Source organism: Labrys sp. E2SS-1L, from assembly GCF_057073705.1.
Window position 1 is genome coordinate 595,247 of sequence record NZ_CP172712.1, and the last position, 17,778, is coordinate 613,024.

The following is a 17,778-nucleotide window of genomic DNA, read 5'->3' on the forward strand; positions in this document are numbered from 1 at the left end:
GCCCGGAACGGCGCTTGCGCCTCAGGCCGACCGTGTCAGACATGCCTCTCCCCTCCCGGCCCGGGCGCCGCTTTCATGCGGCGGTGAGCTCGATACGGTCCGCGATCCCGGTGTTACCGGATTGAAGCGGCCGAATCTCCTTCGCTCCGACAGTATCATCCCTCGGCGTCGGTATTGTGATCCGCCCCCGCCGATACCGCAAGGCGGCGCCCGCCATTTCCGGAAGCGCGGATGAAGGCGTTCATAGGCGCTGACTTGAGGGGTTGGGCAAGATGAGGCGGTTGGAGATGAAACTCGACATATGAGCCCCCTCGCCTCAAGTTAACGCCTACGGATGACGTCCGCCCTGCTGGAAACCCAATCTTGGATCTTGACGAAACGTCTCGCGCCTTCTATAAATGAGTATGTACTCACTCAAATGAAGTCGAACCGTGGCACGCCCCCTCAGCGAAGCGAAGCGCCAGGCGATCCTGGCATCCGCCACCCGGTTGGTGGCGGCCATGGGGATCGGCGCGCCGACGGCGAAGATCGCCCAGGGTGCGGAGATCGCCGAGGGCACGCTGTTCAAATATTTCGCCAACAAGGACGAGCTGCTCAACCAGCTCTACCTGACCCTCAAGACCGAGCTCGGCGGAGCCATCATGCAAGGCTTCGTTTCGAATGCCAGCATCAGGGAGCGTGCCTGGCACATCTGGAGCCATTGGATCGACTGGGGCGCGAAATATCCGGTGAAGCGCAAGGCCATGCGCCAACTCGGCGTATCCGAGCGCATCACCCCGGCCAGCAGGCAGGCCGGCAGTGCGGCCTTTCGCGACGTCAGTGCCGCTTTCGAACAGGCCCATGCGCTTGGCCCGCTCAAGGACCAGCCCATGGCGTTCCTGAGTGCCTCCTTCGAGGCGCTCGCGGAGACCACGCTGGAATTCACGGCGCGTGATCCGGAAAGGCGCGAAGCCTACAAGCAGGCCGGCTTCCAGATCTTCTGGGGCGGCCTGGGCAGCTAGGACGCCCTTAGTCGCCGAACTCTTTTACACGTTAAATGAGTGAGTGCACACTCTTTATTCACCGAAACGGGAAGTGAACCATGTCTAAGATCTGGCTGATCACGGGTGCCGGCCGCGGGCTGGGGCGTTCGATCCTCGAAGCGGCGCTGGCCGCCGGCAACAAGGTGGTGGCGACGGCGCGCGATCCGGAGCGCCTTGCCGACCTCAAACAGCTTTATGGCGACAGGCTGCTCAATCCGGCGCTCGACGTCACCAATCCGGCCATGGCCCGCCGCGCCGTCGACGTTGCCGTCGCGGCCTATGGCCACCTCGACGTCCTCGTCAACAATGCCGGCTTCGGCCATCTGACACCCTTCGAACAGACCGAGGAGGAGGATTTCCGCTCCCAAATCGAGACCAATTTCTTCGGTGTGGTCAATTTGATACGGGCGGCCCTGCCGGTGATGCGCAGCCAGCGATCCGGCCACATCATCAACATCTCCTCCGTCGGCGGACGCGTCGCCACCCCCGGTCTCAGCGCCTATCAGGCGGCCAAATGGGCGGTGGGCGGTTTCACCGAGGTGCTGGCCCAGGAGGTCGCACCCTTCGGCGTCAAGGTCATCGCCCTGGAACCCGGCGGCATGCGCACGGATTGGGGCTACACGGCCCGCGACGCTGCCAGCGACATCCTGCCCGACTACGAGCCCAGCGTCGGTGCGGTCCTCAAGCGCATGAAGGCTTATGTCGGCAACGAGGTCGGCGATCCCGAGAAAATCGCTCGGCTCGTCGTCGATATCTCCACTCGAGAAACATTGCCGGCTCACCTGCTTCTCGGCAGTGACGCGCTCCACGTCTACCGCCAGGCGGAGGCGGCCCGGCAGAAGGCCGCTGCCGACTGGGCCGAGGTCAGCGCCTCCACCGATTTCGACGGCGCCGAACTTCCGGCACTGCTGAGGGCCTGACACCATGAGCGCAACCAGCGCGACCTGGACTATCCGTGACATGCCGCCCCAGAAGGGGCGGCGCGTCCTGATCACCGGCGCGACCGGCGGCCTCGGCTACGAGACCGCCCTGGCCTTGGCGCAGGCGGGCGCCGATGTGCTGCTGACCGGGCGCAATCCGGCCAAGGGGCAGCAGGCGCTCGCGCGCATCCGCGCTTATTGTCCCGCTGCCACCATCCGCTATGCCGATCTCGACCTGGCGGATCTCGGCGCCGTCACGGCCTTTGCCGATTGCCTGGGCAACGAACAGGAGGGGCTGGATCTCCTCGTCAACAATGCCGGGGTGATGACACCACCCGTCCGGCACGAGACCCGGGACGGCTTCGAATTGCAGTTCGGCACCAACTATCTCGGCCATTTTGCCCTCACCGGCCGATTGCTGCCCCTGCTGCGCCGGGGCAAGGCCCCACGTATCGTCAATCTCAGCAGCGGGGCCCACCGGCTGCTGGCCGATATCCATTTCGACGACCTGCAATGGCGCACCAGCTACAAGCCCTGGCGGGCCTATGCCCAGTCCAAGCTCGCCATGATCCTCTTCGCCTTCGAACTGCAGCGGCGCAGCAACGCCTTCGGCTGGGGCCTGCTCAGCAATGCCGCCCATCCCGGCTATGCCGTCACGGATCTGCAGACCAGCGGTCCGCGCCTCGGCCGCAGCCGCCCTCACCCAATGGCCTGGCTGACCCGGCTGATGCAGCCTTTGATGTCCCAATCCGCCGCCAAGGGGGCACTACCGACCTTGTTCGCGGCGACAGCACCCGAGGCCAGGCCGTCAGGCTATTACGGCCCGCAAGACATGTTCGAACTCAAGGGGCCGGTCGGGGATGCCAGGGTCGGCGACAAGGCCCGGGATCCAGCCCTCGCAGCCCGACTCTGGACCATCTCCGAGAAACTGACAGGTGTGATATGGCCGAACCATCAGCCGAGCTTCGTTTGACCGATCCCGGCACGTCCTGTGCCGATTTTTCCCGCTTCTTCCGAGCCTGGGTGAGCAACCCGCTGCGCGTGGCCGCAGTGGCGCCCTCCAGCGACGCGCTTGCCCGGGTGATGACCCGCGAGATTTCCCCGGCGCTCGGCCCCGTGCTGGAACTCGGGCCCGGCACCGGCGTGTTCACCCGCGCTCTGCTGGCACGCGGGGTCGCCGAAAGCGACCTCACTTTGATCGAGTTCGGTGCCGATTTCGCCCGCATGCTGGAGCGCCGCTTCCCGCGCGCCCGAGTCCTGTCGATGGACGCCGCCCATCTCGCCCGGCATGCGCTCTATCAGGGCAGTCCCGTCGGCGCCGTGGTCAGCGGCCTGCCCCTGCTGTCGATGCCGCCCGACAAGGTGGCGGATATCGTGGCCGGCGCCTTCCATTATCTGCGCCCGGACGGCGCCTTCTACCAGTTCACCTACGGCCCGCGCTGTCCCGTTCCGCGTGCCGTCCTCTCCGATCTCGGCCTTGAAGCCAAGCGCATCGGCGGTGTGCTCTGGAACCTGCCGCCGGCCGCCGTCTATCGGGTCACCCGAAGCGACGGGAAAGCCTGAGGACCGGCAAACCTCAGGCGACAGCCGGCTGACTGCCCGGGCTCACTTGTGAGCCCGGGATCACCACGGTCTGCATCCCGTCGGCGAAGCGGATGCCGGCGGCCTGCAGGGCGGCCTCGATGCGCTTATAGGCTTCGGCCCTGACGTCGAACTGCTTGCCCGGTGCGGTCTGGAACTTGCAGCGGAAGATCTTGATGCCGGGATCGATGCGATAGAGCTTGGCTTTCAACGGCTCGCGGATCATCGGGCCGATATCGGGATCGGCCTGCATGCCCTCGCCCACCTTCTTGATGATCTTGCGGACCTGTTCGGAATCCACGCTCACCGGCAGCGGCAGGTTGAACTTCTCGATCACCCAGTCGCGCGAATTGTTGCGCACGGTGCCGAGCGATCCATAGGGCACGAAATGCAGGGGTCCGTTGTGGTGGCGCAGCGCCACGGTGCGCAGGGTGATGCGCTCGACCGTACCCTTGGTGCTCGAACCGCTCTCGATATATTCGCCGATGCGGAAGACGTCCTCGACCAAGTAGAAGATGCCGGCGATGATGTCGCGCACCAGGGCCTGGGCACCGAAGCCGACGGCGAGCCCGAGCACGCCCGCGCCGGCCAGCAGCGGCGTGATCTCGATGCCGAGGGTCCAGAGGGCGGAGAGCACCAGCAGTACCAACAGCACGATGGCGCTGGTCATGCGTAGCAGCGGCAGCAGGGTGCGCAGGCGCGCATTGGGCCCGGGCTCAGCATGGGGATCGAAGGGCCCGATGCTGCGCAGGCGCCGGTCGATCAGTTCGCGGATGGCGACCCAGCCGACATTGATGACGAGCGCCAGGCCGGCGACACCGAGCAGGTGCAGGACGAAACGCATCAGCGGGCTGTCGCCTCCCGCCATGTTGCGCATCGGCGCGTCGAGGGCGATGAGGGCGGCGGCGATGCCGGTGAGCACCACGCCATAGCGCGACAGCGACAATACGATGTTGGGAATGAGGCCGGCGCCGATGGTGCTGCCGTCGGGCGTGACCTCCTCGGGCCAGAAGAAGAACACCCAGCGCCTGAGCCGCGTCTGCACCGTCGCGACGATGGCCAGGATCGCCAGCAGCGTCGCGAGCGTCGAGCCGGCCGCCAGCCAGACGCCGTAAATGCCAAGGATCAGCGCGGCGGCGAGGAAGCCATAGGGAAAGCGAGGCAGCAGCCGGCCGCTGGCGCTGGCCGTGGCGCGGCCCCGTCTCAGACCGATCAGGACACCGGCCAGCACGATCAGTGTGATGAGCGTGGCCGAGATCACCCGCACCGCCGAAGCCGCATGCGGGGCGCCGGCGACATATTCCAGGAGTTCGGGCAGGAGGTGGCTGAGGGCGAGCAGGAAGACCATGCCGACAAGGGCGGCCACGAAGCGCTGGGCATGGGCGGGATCGATGTCGCCGAGCCGCAATTGCGGATGGCCGGGTGCGGCGATGATATCAGCCATGAGCCAGGCCAGGCGCACGAACACGATGAGCAGGATCGAGGCGATCACGAAGCCGTCGAAGCCGGACGGCCAGTCGAAATAGGCGGCGGCGCCGACAATGGCCACCACGAACAACACGAGGCCGAAGGCGCGCAGGCCGAGGCGCCGCATGGCGAGGCTGAATGCCGCGCGGCGGCTCGTGACGGCGGTAGCCTCCAACGCGATCACCGCCGGCGTGGCATAGGTCCAATAGAGCCATTCTGCCCCCGCCCCGACGATGAGCAGGATGAGGCCATAGGTCAGCGTGACGATGCCGTTGCCCGTCGGCATTGCGGTGGAGACGTCCGAGGCAAGGCGGGCGAACTCACCGGGCGCCAGGGTGAGACTGTCGGCAATGCCGGCGAGGCGATGCTTGGCGGCCTGCAGCAGGCTGGCCACGAAGGCCGAAAGCTGCCCCTGCTGGACCGCTTGGTCCTGGATCAGTGCGGCGGCGGCAAGCGTTTCCGCCTGCGCCCGCTGTAGGACCAAGCCGGCGGCCGAAGCGCCTGCCAGGATGGAAAGGACGCTGCGTGTGCTCATGGCGCGGCCTGCGACGGGATGGGCTGTGGTATCACCCCGCCGGCCGAAGCTGCCGTCCAGCCTGCAGGGTCACGCGCCGCGGTGACGTCGGCATAGGCCGGACGCAGGCGGCTGATCGAAACGCTCTCGCCCAACAATCGGGCCTGGCAGGCGAGGCGCTGGCCGGCACCGGCGTGAATGCGCGCGAGCGTCGCCCGTTCGTCGACACCGATCGGCGACAGGTTGGCCGCGCCTTCGTCGACGGCGACCACACAGGTCCCGCACCGGCCCCGGCCGCCGCAGACATGGGCATGGGGAACGCCGCTGGCCAGGCTGACCTCCAGCAGGGAAAGGCCGGGCCGTCCCTGGCCGAGGAGATCACCGTCATAATGCACGCTGACCACTCGCTGCCGGTTCCCCAGCACACGGCTCAGCATCACGCCGCAAGCCAGCAGCACCAGACCGGCATAAGCCAGCAGGGTAGCGTCGCGGATGGCGCCGATCTCGGCCTGCGCCGCGCTGAAACGCCCCATGCTCGCGGCGATCGCCGCCTGCCATTCGGGCTCGGCGGCGAGCCTGGCCATGGCCTCCTTGCCGCCCTGCACGAAACCGAGCAGGGCGGCGACCGGCAGGATGAAGAACAGCGGCGTCAGGATCAGGCCGAGGCGCCGCCAGGCCGGCTTAAGCACCAGCCAGGTATAGAGCCCCACCGCGCCATGCACCCAGACCACCACCACGGCAAGCACCTGCAAGAGGGCATTGGCCGGAGCGAAGTGCCAATAGGCCGCCAGCACCAGGCCGAAATCGGGCTTGAAGTCGGCATCGATCAGGCTGAACACCTGTGCGAACAGGATGTGGTTGATCAAGAGGGGCGTCGCGAGCAGGCCCAGCCCGATCTGCACCCAGTCCGTGCGCGACAAGGCCAGGCTCCGCCGCCTGGCAATCGCCATGAGGCCGAGGACGCCATGCACCAGGGCCGCGGCCGACAGCAGCGCCAGGCCCGGCATGGTGCGCCAGGGCAGTTGCAGAAACGGCTTGGCCTGTTCCATGGCCTCGATGGAAATCAGGCCGAGCGCCGCGTTGACGAGGTGCATCGTCACGAAGACGAGCAGGACCAGCCCGGCGATCAGCCGCAACCGACGCTGCAGCGAGCGCATGTGCTGGGAAAAGGGAAGCGCCGACAAGGGACCCGCCTGCCGCTTGAGTTCATTGCCGCCATCATCCTACGAAATCCGTAAGATTCAATGATCCCTATCGAAGACCGGGACGCTCCTGTCCCCCAGCCATTTTCAGGTGGTGCAGCGATAGAGAAAATAGCGCCCGGACGGCACGCCGGCCGGCAGGTCGAGGTGCTGGAGCGTGGCATGCCGCAAGGGAAGGCCGCTGGCGACGATGCCGCCGGGCTGCAGCAGATCGGCCGCCAACGGTGGCAACCAGCGCATCGTCTCGGCGTCGACCTCGGCGTAGTTGGTCTCGATGTCGGCATGCACCAGTGCGGCGCCGATGCCGGTGAAACGGGCGGCAGTTTCGAGGATTTCGCCGAGCACCAGGTCTTCCTCAGGCGGCACCGAACTCTTATGGGCGCCCAGGACCCTGTCGAAGGCGACGATGCGCCGGCCGGGCAGTCTTTCCCGCAGATGGTCAAAGGTCCGCCCATTGCCGAGCCCGAGTTCGAGCACCGGACCGGGCAGGCCGGCGATGAGGCCGCAGACATGATCGAGCACGTCGCGCTGGGCGCAGACCCGGCGGATGAAGCTGTCGAGCCGGCTCACGAAAATTCATCCGCAGTTACGACGATGCGTAAATCCGGCGCGACGCTCGGGCCCCCTTCGCCCCGCTTGCGGGGAGAAGGTAAGGATGAGGGGCAGCACAACCGTTCAAAATGATAGCGTGTCACAGCCCCTCACCTCTATCCTCTCCCCGCAAGCGGGGCGAGGGGACTCCTGCGTCGAGTTGCACTGGCCCCCGATCATCTCGCCCAACCCTCGCCCCTGCGGCCATGGGGAGCGATCCGGCCAGCACGCCATCGAACTTGCCGGCCAGCACGGCAATACCCGCTTCGAAGGAAAAAGCTTCGCGCACGCGCCGATAGGCCCCCTCGCCCAGGCACTGGCGCAAGGCCGGATCCGTGGCGAGGGTCCACAGCCCCCCGGCGAGGGCCTGCGGATCGTTCGGCGGCACCAGCAGCCCTTCCTCGCCTTCGCGCACGAATTCCGGCACGCCGGCAAAACGCGTGGAAAGGATGGGCAGGGCCTGCGTCGACGCTTCCATGATCACGTTGGGCAGCCCGTCGCGGTCGCCGCTTTCGCCTTCCTTGCAAGGCAGCACGAACAGATCGGCGGCGCGCAGGGCCTCGATCACCTCGCCTTGCGCCAGCGCCCCTCGCCAGATGATGCGATCGGCCAGGCCCAGTCGCTCGGCCTGGGCCTGCAGCGCCTTGCGCAATTCGCCGCCGCCGATATGGGTGAGGCGCCAATGCAGGCTCGGAGGCAGCTGCGCCAATGCCGTGAGCAGGTCGTCGAAGCCTTTCTTGGCGACGGCGCGTCCCACGGTGACGAATTCGACCGGCGCTTCGGCGCTGCTGCCGTCGCGCCACGGCCGTTCGGCCGGCGGCACAGGAAAACGGCCGAGATCGAGGCCGTGATAGACGAGGCTGACCCGATCTGGATCATCCGCCGGCGCGAGGCGCTGCAAGGCCTCGACCCCGCCGCGCGTGCAGGTGACCCCCCATTGGCTGTCGGCGATCTTTTCGCGCTTCTCCCAATCGGTGGTGGTCCAGATGTCCTTGGCGTGCGCGGAGAAAGAGAAGGTCCGCCCGGTCAGCAGGGCGGCATAGCGCGCCACCGAGGCCGGCGTGTGCAGGAAATGCACATGGAGATGACGGATGGCCGGATCGAGCTCACGCGCCATCACCAGGGCCTGGCCGAGGCGGCGGCCGCGGCTGGCGCTGAAATCGCGACGAAGATCGCGCAGGAACAATCCCATCAGCTTGAACAGCCCAGGGCGCTTGAGGGCACTGAGCGCCCCTGCCAGCACCCGCAGCGGCGCCTGATGCAGATATTCGGGCAGATAGACCGGCCGAGCCTTGATCTGCCGGTTCAGCATGTGCACCGCCCCGTCCGTCGGCTGGCGCAGCGACCAGATCTCGAAGGCAAAGCCTGCCTGCTCCAGCGCCAGGATCTCCTGGGCGATGAAGGTCTCGGACAGGCGGGGATAGCCCTTGACGACGATGGCAATGGGAGAGCGGCTGGAAGACATCAAGATCCGGTCGGAGAGAAACGTGTTGGTCATCGCTCGCGTCGACAGGAACCTCCGGGTGCACGGGCATCCTGCCCGTTCTTCCCATCCTGCCAATGCAGCGTATCCAGGAACGGGCAGGATGCCCGTGCACCCGGAAAGGGTCAGGTTCCGGCCACGCGGCCGAGCGGGACGGCGTTCAGCCTGGCCTCGAACCAGGGCGTCGCCAATTGCTCGATACGGTCGAGGCCCTCGAGCAGGTGCGGCAGGAAGGCCTTGGACGGCAAGGACTGGCTGGGCAGGTTGCGGATGGCCTGCGCCATCTCCAGCGGATCGCGGCGAGCGCCCGGATTGAGGTTGTTGCCATCGAGCATCGAGACCAGCCCGAGGCGGGTCGCATGCTCGGCCCGAATCGTCTGCTCGCGGCGGGGCGTGGTACGCGGCACGATCAGCGCCCGTTTGTCGAGCGAGAGAATCTCGCAGAAGGTGTTGTAGCCGCCCATCGAGACGATGCCCTGGGCCTTGACCATCAGATGCTCGATCTTGGCGTCGAAGGTGATGGCGTCGACATTGGGCAGGCGGGCGATGCGCTCCATGAAGGGGCCACGGCGATCTCGGGCGACGAAAGGCCCGAATACCAGCAGTGCGGGAGTCGGGATGCCGGGATCTCGCTCATAGGCGGAGAGCACCCAGTCGACCAGCTCATGCCCGTCGCCGCCACCGCCGGTGGTGACCAGCACGAAGGGTCCCTTGGTCAGCTTGGGATAGCGGATCAATTGCGGTTGGGGCGGCAATTCGCGGCGCAGGAAGCCGGTATAGACGATGCGCCGGCGGACATGGTCGGGCAGGTCGAGTCCGGCCAGCGGCTCGTAGATCTCGCGCAGGCCATAGACCCAGATGTCGTCATAATAGCGCACGAGGGCGTCGACGGCGCCCTTGCGCTCCCACTCCGGCGCCAGCACCGAGGGTTCGTCCATCACGTCGCGCACGCCGAGCACGATGCGGGCGCCGGCCCGGTGCAGTTCCTCGAGCGCCGGCAGCAGTTCGCCACGAAAGCCCGTCGGCTCCTTGTCGACGATCACCAGGTCCGGCTTCAACGCGCGGGCCGTCTGCAGGATGATGCCCTCGCGCATCGCCACCGCCTCGTCGAGCGACAGGTTGAGGCTGAGGGTGGTGTAGTTGCCGTCGGCATGTTTGACCACGCCGGGCACGCGCACATAATCGACCCCGTCGCCGAACTCGAAGCTGCCGATCACCGGCGAACCGGAGATGATGACGATCGAGGCGTCCGGGTGGCGTTCGACCAGGCGATTGGCGATGGCGCGCGAGCGCCGGAGATGGCCGAGGCCGAACGTATCGTGGCTGTAGATCATCACGCGCGGGCCGCCGGAGCCGCGTTGCGCGCGGCGGGACGGTCCCGGCCCGGGCTGATGCAACATGACGACTAGCCCCCCGAGCTTTTGCTGGATGCTTTACGCATTAAGACCTGATTCTCGCCTGATCGGTTTGCCGGATCTCGACACAAATGAAGCGGGGCGGCGCAGCGCCGATACCCGCTGTGGTTTCATCATAAACATACCGCGTCGCAGCGACAACGGGCAGATAGCTGCTTTCCCAGCCTGCCCGGAGGGGAGGCGATGCCCGAGCACCCCTGCCGTATCGCCGCGCCGATACGGACGCAACCCACAATTTAGTCACGGATTCATAACAAGCTTTTGTCAGTTCCAAGCAGTCGCTGCGTTGACGGACGGCTTGCAAGCTCTTAACTCCACGACACTGGAAACAGGTGTCACCCGTTGGACCCTAGCCTTTTTCGATATGTCTGGCGGCATTCGCGAGGCGAGCAGATCTTCCTGCTGCTGGTGATTCTTGCGTCCTTGCCCTTCTATTGGATCTCGCTGGAAGTCCCCAAGCACATCGTCAACCAGGCGATCCAGGGCGGCGCCTTCGAGGGTGGCAAGCAGACCGCGCGCCTGTTCGAGATGTCGCTTTCCCTGCCTGATTTCCTCGGCGGCACCACCTGGCGGATCTTCGACGGCATCGAGCTCACGCGGGTGCCGTTCCTGTTCGCCCTCAGCCTGTGGTTCCTGGTGCTGGTGCTGATCAATGGCGCCTTCAAATATGTCATCAACATCCGCAAGGGCATCTTGGGCGAGCGCATGCTGCGGCGCCTGCGCTTCGATCTCTTCTCGATCCTGATGCGTTTCCGGCCCGAGGACATCGCTCCTTTGAAGCCGGCCGAGGTGGCCGGGATGATCAAGGACGAAGTCGATCCGATCGGCGGCTTCATCGGCGATGCCTTCATCCAGCCGATCTTCCTGATCACGCAGGCCGGCACTGCTTTGCTCTTCATCATGATGCAGAGCCCGAGCCTCGGCCTGGCCGCCCTCGTCGTCGTGCTGGCGCAGGCGATCATCATCCCGATCCTGCGGCGTGAGCAGATCCGCCTCGGCCGCGAGCGCCAATTGGCGTCACGCCAGCTCGCCGGGCGCATTGGCGAGGCGATCGAGACGGCACCCGCCCTGCATACGTTCGGCGCCACGCGCTACGTCGAGGCCGAAATCGGCGACAGGCTCGGCGGCCTCTACAGGATCCGTGCCGACCTGTTCCGCCGCAAATTCGCGGTCAAGTTCCTCAACAACCTCCTGGCCCAGCTCACGCCCTTCATCTTTTATGCAGCGGGCGGCTATTTCGCCTTGATCGGCACCGTGAGCATCGGCTCCCTCGTCGCCGTGATCAATGCCTACAAGGATCTTCCTGCGCCCATCAACGACCTCATCACCTGGGACCAGCAGCGCCAGGACGTGCAGGTCAAATATGAGCAGGTCTCGGCACAGTTCTCACCGGAGCGGCTGCTACCGCCGGCCAACGGCAAGGCCGCGGCGATCCCTCCCGCCGACACGCCCATCCAGCTCACATCGGTGAGCGTGCAGGATGCCCGCGGTGTCTCGCTGCTCGACCGCCTTTCCCTCACCCTGGAACGGCCTGGTCATATCGCCCTGGTCGGACCGGCCGGTGCCGGCCGCGACATCCTGGCCCGCATCCTCGGACGCCAGTTCCTGGCCTATCAGGGCAGCGTGAAGATCGGCGACGCCGAGATTTCGTCCTTCTCCGACCTCGAACTCAGCCAGATCCTGTCCTTCGTCGGCCCCGATCCCCTGCTCTCGCCCGGTTCCATCCGCGACAACATCCTGTTCGCCGCCCAGCGCCGCCCACCGACCCTCGGCGACATTTCGGTGCTGGTGTCCGACAATGCCCAGTACAAAACCTTCCTGGAGGCTCGCCGTTCCGGCAATCCACTGGTCTCCGCCGACGCCGACTGGACGGACTACCAGGCGCTGGGCATCGCCGGGCCGCAAGAGGTCGATGCGGCGATCCGCAGGGCACTCGACGCCGCCGGCGCCTTCGCCGATATCAACCGCTTCGGCGTACGAGGCCGCTTCGACGACAGCCATAGCGACGCCTTCCTCGAGCGTTTCGTGCGGGCGCGCCAGGTCGTGCGCGAGCGCCTGGCCAGCAAGGGCATGTCCCATCTGGTCGACCCCTTCGACCCGCAGCTCTACAATGCCGGCGCTTCGGTCGGCGAAAACCTGCTCTTCGGCGTGCCCAAGGGCAAGAAGCTGCATATGGACAGCCTGCAGCGCAACCCGTTCATGCGCTCTATCCTCGAGGCTGAGGCCCTGCTGGAACCCTTGATCGATTTCGGCCTGCGCGTGGCGGAAATGGCCGTGGAGACCTTTGCCGGCCTGCCACCGGAACATCCCGTGTTCGAACGCTATTCGGCGATTCGTCCCGAAGACCTGCCGCGCTTCCAGGAAATCGTGGATTCCGTGCATGCGCGCGGCACCACGCGGGCTCTCTCGTCCTCGGCGCGCACGCGGCTGCTTGGCGCGGGCCTGGCCTATATCGAGCCGCGCCACCGCCTGGGCCTGATCACCGAGGCCTTCACGGCACGGGCGCTGCGGGCGCGCCACAGCTTCCGCAGCCACCTGCCATCGCAATACAGCGACGAGATCGAGTTCTACGATCCCGCGCGCTACATGCGCGCCGCGCCGGTGGGCGACAACATCCTGTTCGGGCGCATCAGCTACGGCATCGCCAATGCGCCGGAACGCGTCTATGCGCTGGCGCGCGGCGTGGTCGAGGAACTCGGCCTCGACAAGGATATCTTCGCCCTGGGGCTGAATTTCGAAGTCGGCAAGAATGGCTGGCAGCTGCAGCCGGCCCAGCGTGCCCGCATCGCCATCGCCCGGGCCCTGGTCGCCAATCCCCAGATTCTGGTGATGGAGAACGCGCTTCTGGCCTTTTCCAGCTCGGAAGCGGAGGAGCTTCTCCACAGCGTACGCAGCGCCATGCAGGGGCGCACGCTGATTGCAACCGTTGCGAGCGCCAGCCAGGCCGAGGGATTCGACCGGATCATCGAATTCGACGGGCCAAGAATCGTCACTCGCGATATTGTTACTCTTGCGCAGAGTGCCTAAATGATGCTTGGATTGCATCTGGATTTTGCCTCGATTGCTCAACGAGGGGTTGCTAAAGCGTTTTGCGATGTGAGGGAGTCACCTCGAATCGCAAAGGCGTGTCGGAACAAGGAGCTAGAGCAAATGGGCGTTCACACTTGAACGCGCTTTGCTCTAGGGTTGAGCGGGGAGAGGGACCTTGGATCTCGATCTGGAAGTCAAAACCATCAGGAACGCGCCGATCTTCACGGGCATCGATCCGTGCAAGATGCGGCTGCTCGCCTGCATGAGCGAGCAGTTGACCTTCGAGAAGGGCGACTATCTCTTCAAGATCGGCGAGATTCCCGATGCTGCCTACGTCATCCTCAGGGGCGACGTCGAACTGCTCGCCCAGAATGGCGAGAACCTCATCGCCATCGGTACCGAAGGTCCGGGCGCCATGATCGGCGAAGTCGCGGTGCTCTGCGACGCACGCCGTTTCACTTCGGCGCGGGCCCATACCGACATTTCGGTCATGCGCATCAACAAGGACTGCCTGCTGCGCATGATGCAGGACAATCCGCAGTTCTCCATGTCGATCGCCAAGGAATTGGCGCGGCGCGTCATGCAGATCGCCACGCAGGATGCCCACGTCCTGACGCACTGAATTTCCGCACAGGCGGATACGGCCTGCCGGCGCAGCCATGCGGCAGCCGTTGACTGTTTGCCGAGTGCACCCACAATCGCTTGAATCGTAAAAAATGGGCGGGCAAGGCTCGGTTGTGCCTATGCGCCATGCCCGCCCCTCCTGCCGAGCGCATCTACAAGCCGCCTCCATCCGATTCCATTTCGACGCATCTTTGCGATTCGATGCCTCCATCCGATCGAAAGATGCCCGAGGAGCCATGATGACCCTTGCACTCGACCGCCTTCGTGCCGAAACCCCCGGTGTCGCCAACCGCATCCATCTCAACAATGCCGGCGCAGCGCTCATGCCGGCGCCGGTGGTCGATGCGATGACCTCCTATCTGCGACGCGAAGCCGAGATCGGCGGTTACGAGGCCGCCGAGGAATCGGCAGCCCGGCTCGACAGCGTCTATGACAGCCTGGCCCGCCTCGTCGGCGGCGCGCGCGACGAGATCGCCTTGACGGAGAATGCCACCGTCGCCTGGCAGATGGCATTCTACGCCCTCCCCTTCCGGCCGGGTGACCGCATTCTCACCACCACGGCCGAATATGGCGCCAATTACGTCGCCTTCCTGCAGGTCGCCAAACGGACTGGCGCGGTGATCGAGGTCATTCCCGACGATGCCAACGGCGTGCTCGATCCCGCTGCGCTCGAGGCCATGATCGACGACAGGGTGCGCCTGATCGCCATCAACTGGATCCCGACCAATGGCGGCCTGGTCAACCCGGCCGCCGCGGTGGGAGCCGTGGCCCGGCGCCATGGCATTCCCTATCTGCTCGATGCCTGCCAGGCCGTGGGGCAGATGCCCATCGACGTCGAGGCTCTCGGCTGCGACATGCTGTCGGCGACCGGCCGCAAATTTCTGCGCGGGCCGCGCGGCACCGGCTTCCTCTATGTCCGCCGCAAGCTCTGCCTCACGCTCGAGCCGCCGATGGTCGACCATTTCGGCGCAATTTGGGTCGACAAGGATCACTACCGCCTGCGCGATGACGCGAGGCGCTTCGAAAGCTGGGAGAACAATTACGCCGCCCGGCTCGGGCTCGGCGTCGCCGCCGATTATGCCCTTGCCGTCGGCATCGAGGCGATTCGCGATCGCTGCCAGGCGCTGGCGCAACGGCTGCGGGCGGGTCTGCGATCGCTCCCGCGCCTACGCGTCTTCGATCTCGGCCCACATCCGGCAGCCATCGTTTCCTTCACGGTCGACGGCCTGGAGGCGGACGAGGTCCGCAGGCGCGCCACCGAGGCCGGCATCAATCTCAGCATATCCCGGCCCGGCAGCACCTTGCTCGACGCGCTCGCCCGCCATCTGCCGATATTGGTGCGTGCATCGCCGCACTACTACAACAGCGAGGACGAGATCGACGCCCTGCTGGCGCTGCTGGAGAAGATGCATTGATGGCAGGCTCGGACCGGAACACCCCGGGGGCGGTGCCGCGGATCGCAAAGTCGCGTCGAAACAAAGAGCTAGAGTAAAACTGCGTTTTCGCTAAAACGGGCTTTGCTGCCAGGCCCGCATGGGCTCTCCCCTTTGACCGACTGCCGCATCCCGGCACTCATCTTCACGAGTTCGACCGCATGAGCGACACCGAGAGCGCACCCGGGCAAATCGAATGGCGATTGCCACGGGAGCGCGAGTTGCGGCTATGGGCCGGCGTCGTGCTGTTCGCCTTCGTGACCACCCATCTGCTCAACCACGCCCTCGGCGTGTTCGGCGTGACGACCATGGAGGCCGTGCAGCGCTGGCGAATCTGGGCCTGGCAATCCTATGGCGGCACCGTGCTCCTCTATGGAGCATTGCTGACCCATGCGACGCTCGCACTCAAGCGCCTGACCACGCGGCGCATTTCGCGCATGCCACTCGAGGAACTGGTGCAGATCGCCCTCGGCCTGGCCATTCCCTATTTCCTGATCTCCCATGTGCTCGGCACGCGCATCACCTCCCTCTACGGCTACAGCGAAAGCTATGGCGAGGTGCTGGCGCGGATCTGGCAGGGCGGGCCGGCCAAGCAGATCTTGCTGCTGCTCTGTGCCTGGACGCATGGCTGCATCGGCATCGGCCAGGTGCTGCGCAGCCGCTCCTTCTATGCGCGCTGGCGCGACCTGCTGATTCTGGGCATGGGCATGCTGCCCACCCTGGCGCTGGCCGGCTTCTTCTCCGCCAGCCGCGAGCTCGAGGCGGCCGGACGCACGCCCTCGCCGATCGCGACCGACCACACCATGGCCCTGCTCGTCGCGGGGCAATGGCTGCTGCTCGGCCTTGCCGCCGTGATCGCCTTCGTTGCTTTCGTGATGATTCTGCGGGTCGTGCTGCGACTGCGGTCGGGCACGGTCTCCATCCGCTATGTCGGCCACGGCACCTTCAAGATCCCGCGCGGTACCACCGTACTCGAGGCCAGCCGTGCCAACGCCATCCCCCATCCGGCCCAGTGCGGCGGGCGCGGGCGCTGCTCGACCTGCCGGGTGGCCGTCACCTCGGATGCGAGCGCCCTGCCGGCCCCGAGCAAGGCCGAGCGCACCATGCTGGAGCGCATCTCGGCACCCGCCAATGTGCGCCTTGCCTGCCAGCTTCGCCCCGACCACGACATCTCCGTGCAGATCCTGCTGCCGATCGTGCCGTCAGGCATGCGCGGGCGCAGCGGCGACGATCTCTATCGCTGGGGTGCAGAACGCGAGATCACCGCCCTCTTCGTCGACATCCGCGCCTTCAATGCGATGACGAGGCTGCAGATCCCCTACGATATCGTGCTTTTGATGAACCGCTTCGTGCAGGAAATGACCCAGGCCGCCGAGGCCCATGGCGGGCGCGTCGATGCCTTTGCGGCCGACGGGCTGATCGCGATCTTCGGCCTGGGTGACGAGCCCTCCCGCGGCGCTGCCGATGCCATCCGGGCGGCCCGGGGCATGCTCAAGAGCGTGGAAGGCCTCAACACCGAATTCGGGGCGGCCCTTTCGATCCCCCTCAGGGTGGGCATCGGCATCCATTCCGGCCCCGCCATCATCGCCCGGGTCGGCGACAGCGAGCGCGGCATGCGCCTGGTCGCGCTCGGCGACACCGTCACCATCGCCGGCCGGCTGGAAGCCGCCACCAAGGACTACCTCACCGACTGCCTGATCTCCGAAGAAGCCATGCTGCGTTCGGGCATGTCGCTGCGCCGCCAGAACGGCAAGCATCTGCACATCGTCGGCCGCGACAAGCCGATCACGCTCTATACGCTCGACGAGACGCCGGTACCGGCCGAGTGAAGGGTCACGCCGGCCCTTCAGCGCAAGCCTTCCCGGATCGTCGCCGGGAGCGGCGTATCGGCTGGAGCGGGCTTGGGCGGCGTCGCAGATTGCAGAGGTGAGGCAGGCTGCGCGGTGCGCGGGCGACTGCGGGCCTCGGCCGCCCGTCGCTGGTTGGCATCATACTCCCGCCGGGCCCTGCGACCCTCCTCTATGCCCCATTGCCGCGCCGTGCGGACCAGCCAGGCATCGGCGGCAGCCTTGCCGTTGCGCAACACGCGGCGGCGGTATTCGGGTTCGATCTCGCGCATCTTCTGCTGCACGCGCGCCGGATTCGGCCGGACGGGAATCGCCTGCGCGGTCTGAGCATGAACCGGAGGAACAGCCAATCCGGACATGCCGGCGAGGCCGACGAGCGCAGCCATGGCCAGCAACGGGATCTGCCTCTTCAGCTGCATTCATCTTCCTTCCGGACCGGGACCGACAGGATTGTCGCCTCAGATTCCCTGAAGTCGTCGCCATCGTCAAACCCGGCTGGGATCCGGTACGGTCCCGAACGGGATTTTTCCGGCATCCGGCACGCCATATCCTGCCGGAACCGCCATCACTCGAATTTGAGCGCGGCCTGTCGCACTCCCGCCAAATCTGCGCTACACACGGGCTCAAGCCACCGGCCTTGACCCGGTGT

At 66.1% G+C, this 17,778-nt stretch carries 13 protein-coding genes and 1 pseudogene; 8 read left to right on the forward strand and 6 right to left on the reverse strand.

Translation table 11 applies throughout. The annotated features are described in order from the left end of the window. The first annotated feature begins 431 nt into the window (after positions 1–431). The 4 genes from ACIGJE_RS02715 (at position 432) to ACIGJE_RS02730 (ending at position 3,505) form a co-directional block, all read left to right on the forward strand. Entirely contained in the window at positions 432–1,001 is a 570-nt protein-coding gene (locus ACIGJE_RS02715) for a TetR/AcrR family transcriptional regulator (RefSeq protein ID WP_311934546.1), read from the forward strand. A gap of 80 nt (positions 1,002–1,081) precedes the next feature. Continuing rightward, positions 1,082–1,942, forward strand: coding sequence for an oxidoreductase (locus ACIGJE_RS02720; RefSeq protein ID WP_415084415.1), 861 nt, complete (start codon positions 1,082–1,084; stop codon positions 1,940–1,942). A gap of 4 nt (positions 1,943–1,946) precedes the next feature. Continuing rightward, positions 1,947–2,915, forward strand: coding sequence for an SDR family oxidoreductase (locus ACIGJE_RS02725; RefSeq protein ID WP_415084413.1), 969 nt, complete (start codon positions 1,947–1,949; stop codon positions 2,913–2,915). Then, complete coding sequence (locus ACIGJE_RS02730; RefSeq protein WP_415084411.1) at positions 2,912–3,505, forward strand: class I SAM-dependent methyltransferase; 594 nt, start codon at positions 2,912–2,914, stop codon at positions 3,503–3,505. Before ACIGJE_RS02725 ends, ACIGJE_RS02730 begins: the two co-directional genes overlap by 4 nt. Before the next feature lie 13 nt (positions 3,506–3,518). On the opposite strand, the gene ACIGJE_RS02735 is transcribed toward ACIGJE_RS02730, so the two are convergent. From ACIGJE_RS02735 to ACIGJE_RS02755, 5 genes and pseudogenes are all read right to left on the reverse strand, one after another. Then, positions 3,519–5,525 carry a mechanosensitive ion channel domain-containing protein gene (locus ACIGJE_RS02735; protein WP_415084409.1) on the reverse strand — a complete coding sequence of 669 codons (2,007 nt, stop codon included), beginning with the start codon at positions 5,523–5,525 and terminating at the stop codon, positions 3,519–3,521. Continuing rightward, positions 5,522–6,688 carry a 2Fe-2S iron-sulfur cluster-binding protein gene (locus ACIGJE_RS02740; RefSeq protein ID WP_415084407.1) on the reverse strand — a complete coding sequence of 389 codons (1,167 nt, stop codon included), beginning with the start codon at positions 6,686–6,688 and terminating at the stop codon, positions 5,522–5,524. The genes ACIGJE_RS02735 and ACIGJE_RS02740 overlap by 4 nt, the downstream gene beginning before the upstream one ends. Before the next feature lie 105 nt (positions 6,689–6,793). Continuing rightward, on the reverse strand, positions 6,794–7,276 hold the full coding sequence (locus ACIGJE_RS02745; RefSeq protein ID WP_415084405.1) for a class I SAM-dependent methyltransferase: 483 nt from the start codon (positions 7,274–7,276) through the stop codon (positions 6,794–6,796). A gap of 253 nt (positions 7,277–7,529) precedes the next feature. Continuing rightward, positions 7,530–8,762: pseudogene (locus ACIGJE_RS02750) on the reverse strand (glycosyltransferase family 4 protein); the annotation flags it as partial. Positions 8,763–8,905: 143 nt separating this feature from the next. Continuing rightward, positions 8,906–10,180 (reverse strand): glycosyltransferase family protein, encoded by a 1,275-nt coding sequence (locus ACIGJE_RS02755; protein WP_311934539.1) that lies wholly within the window; start codon positions 10,178–10,180, stop codon positions 8,906–8,908. A 357-nt stretch (positions 10,181–10,537) separates the two neighbouring features. Between ACIGJE_RS02755 and ACIGJE_RS02760 the strand changes: the two genes are divergently transcribed. From ACIGJE_RS02760 to ACIGJE_RS02775, 4 genes are all read left to right on the forward strand, one after another. Continuing rightward, positions 10,538–13,222, forward strand: coding sequence for an ABC transporter transmembrane domain-containing protein (locus tag ACIGJE_RS02760; protein WP_367626213.1), 2,685 nt, complete (start codon positions 10,538–10,540; stop codon positions 13,220–13,222). 178 nt (positions 13,223–13,400) lie between these two features. Further along, on the forward strand, positions 13,401–13,847 hold the full coding sequence (locus ACIGJE_RS02765) for a cyclic nucleotide-binding domain-containing protein (RefSeq protein WP_311934536.1): 447 nt from the start codon (positions 13,401–13,403) through the stop codon (positions 13,845–13,847). A 238-nt stretch (positions 13,848–14,085) separates the two neighbouring features. Beyond that, positions 14,086–15,264 (forward strand): aminotransferase class V-fold PLP-dependent enzyme, encoded by a 1,179-nt coding sequence (locus ACIGJE_RS02770; protein ID WP_415084402.1) that lies wholly within the window; start codon positions 14,086–14,088, stop codon positions 15,262–15,264. Between the two features lie 179 nt (positions 15,265–15,443). Then, positions 15,444–17,111: an adenylate/guanylate cyclase domain-containing protein gene (locus tag ACIGJE_RS02775; RefSeq protein ID WP_415084400.1), complete on the forward strand. Its 1,668-nt coding sequence runs from the start codon at positions 15,444–15,446 to the stop codon at positions 17,109–17,111. A gap of 17 nt (positions 17,112–17,128) precedes the next feature. Here ACIGJE_RS02775 and ACIGJE_RS02780 read toward each other — a convergent pair whose 3' ends face one another. Further along, a complete protein-coding gene (locus ACIGJE_RS02780) occupies positions 17,129–17,548 on the reverse strand; it encodes a hypothetical protein (protein ID WP_415084398.1) in 420 nt (139 codons plus the stop codon). Positions 17,549–17,778 lie beyond the last annotated feature (230 nt).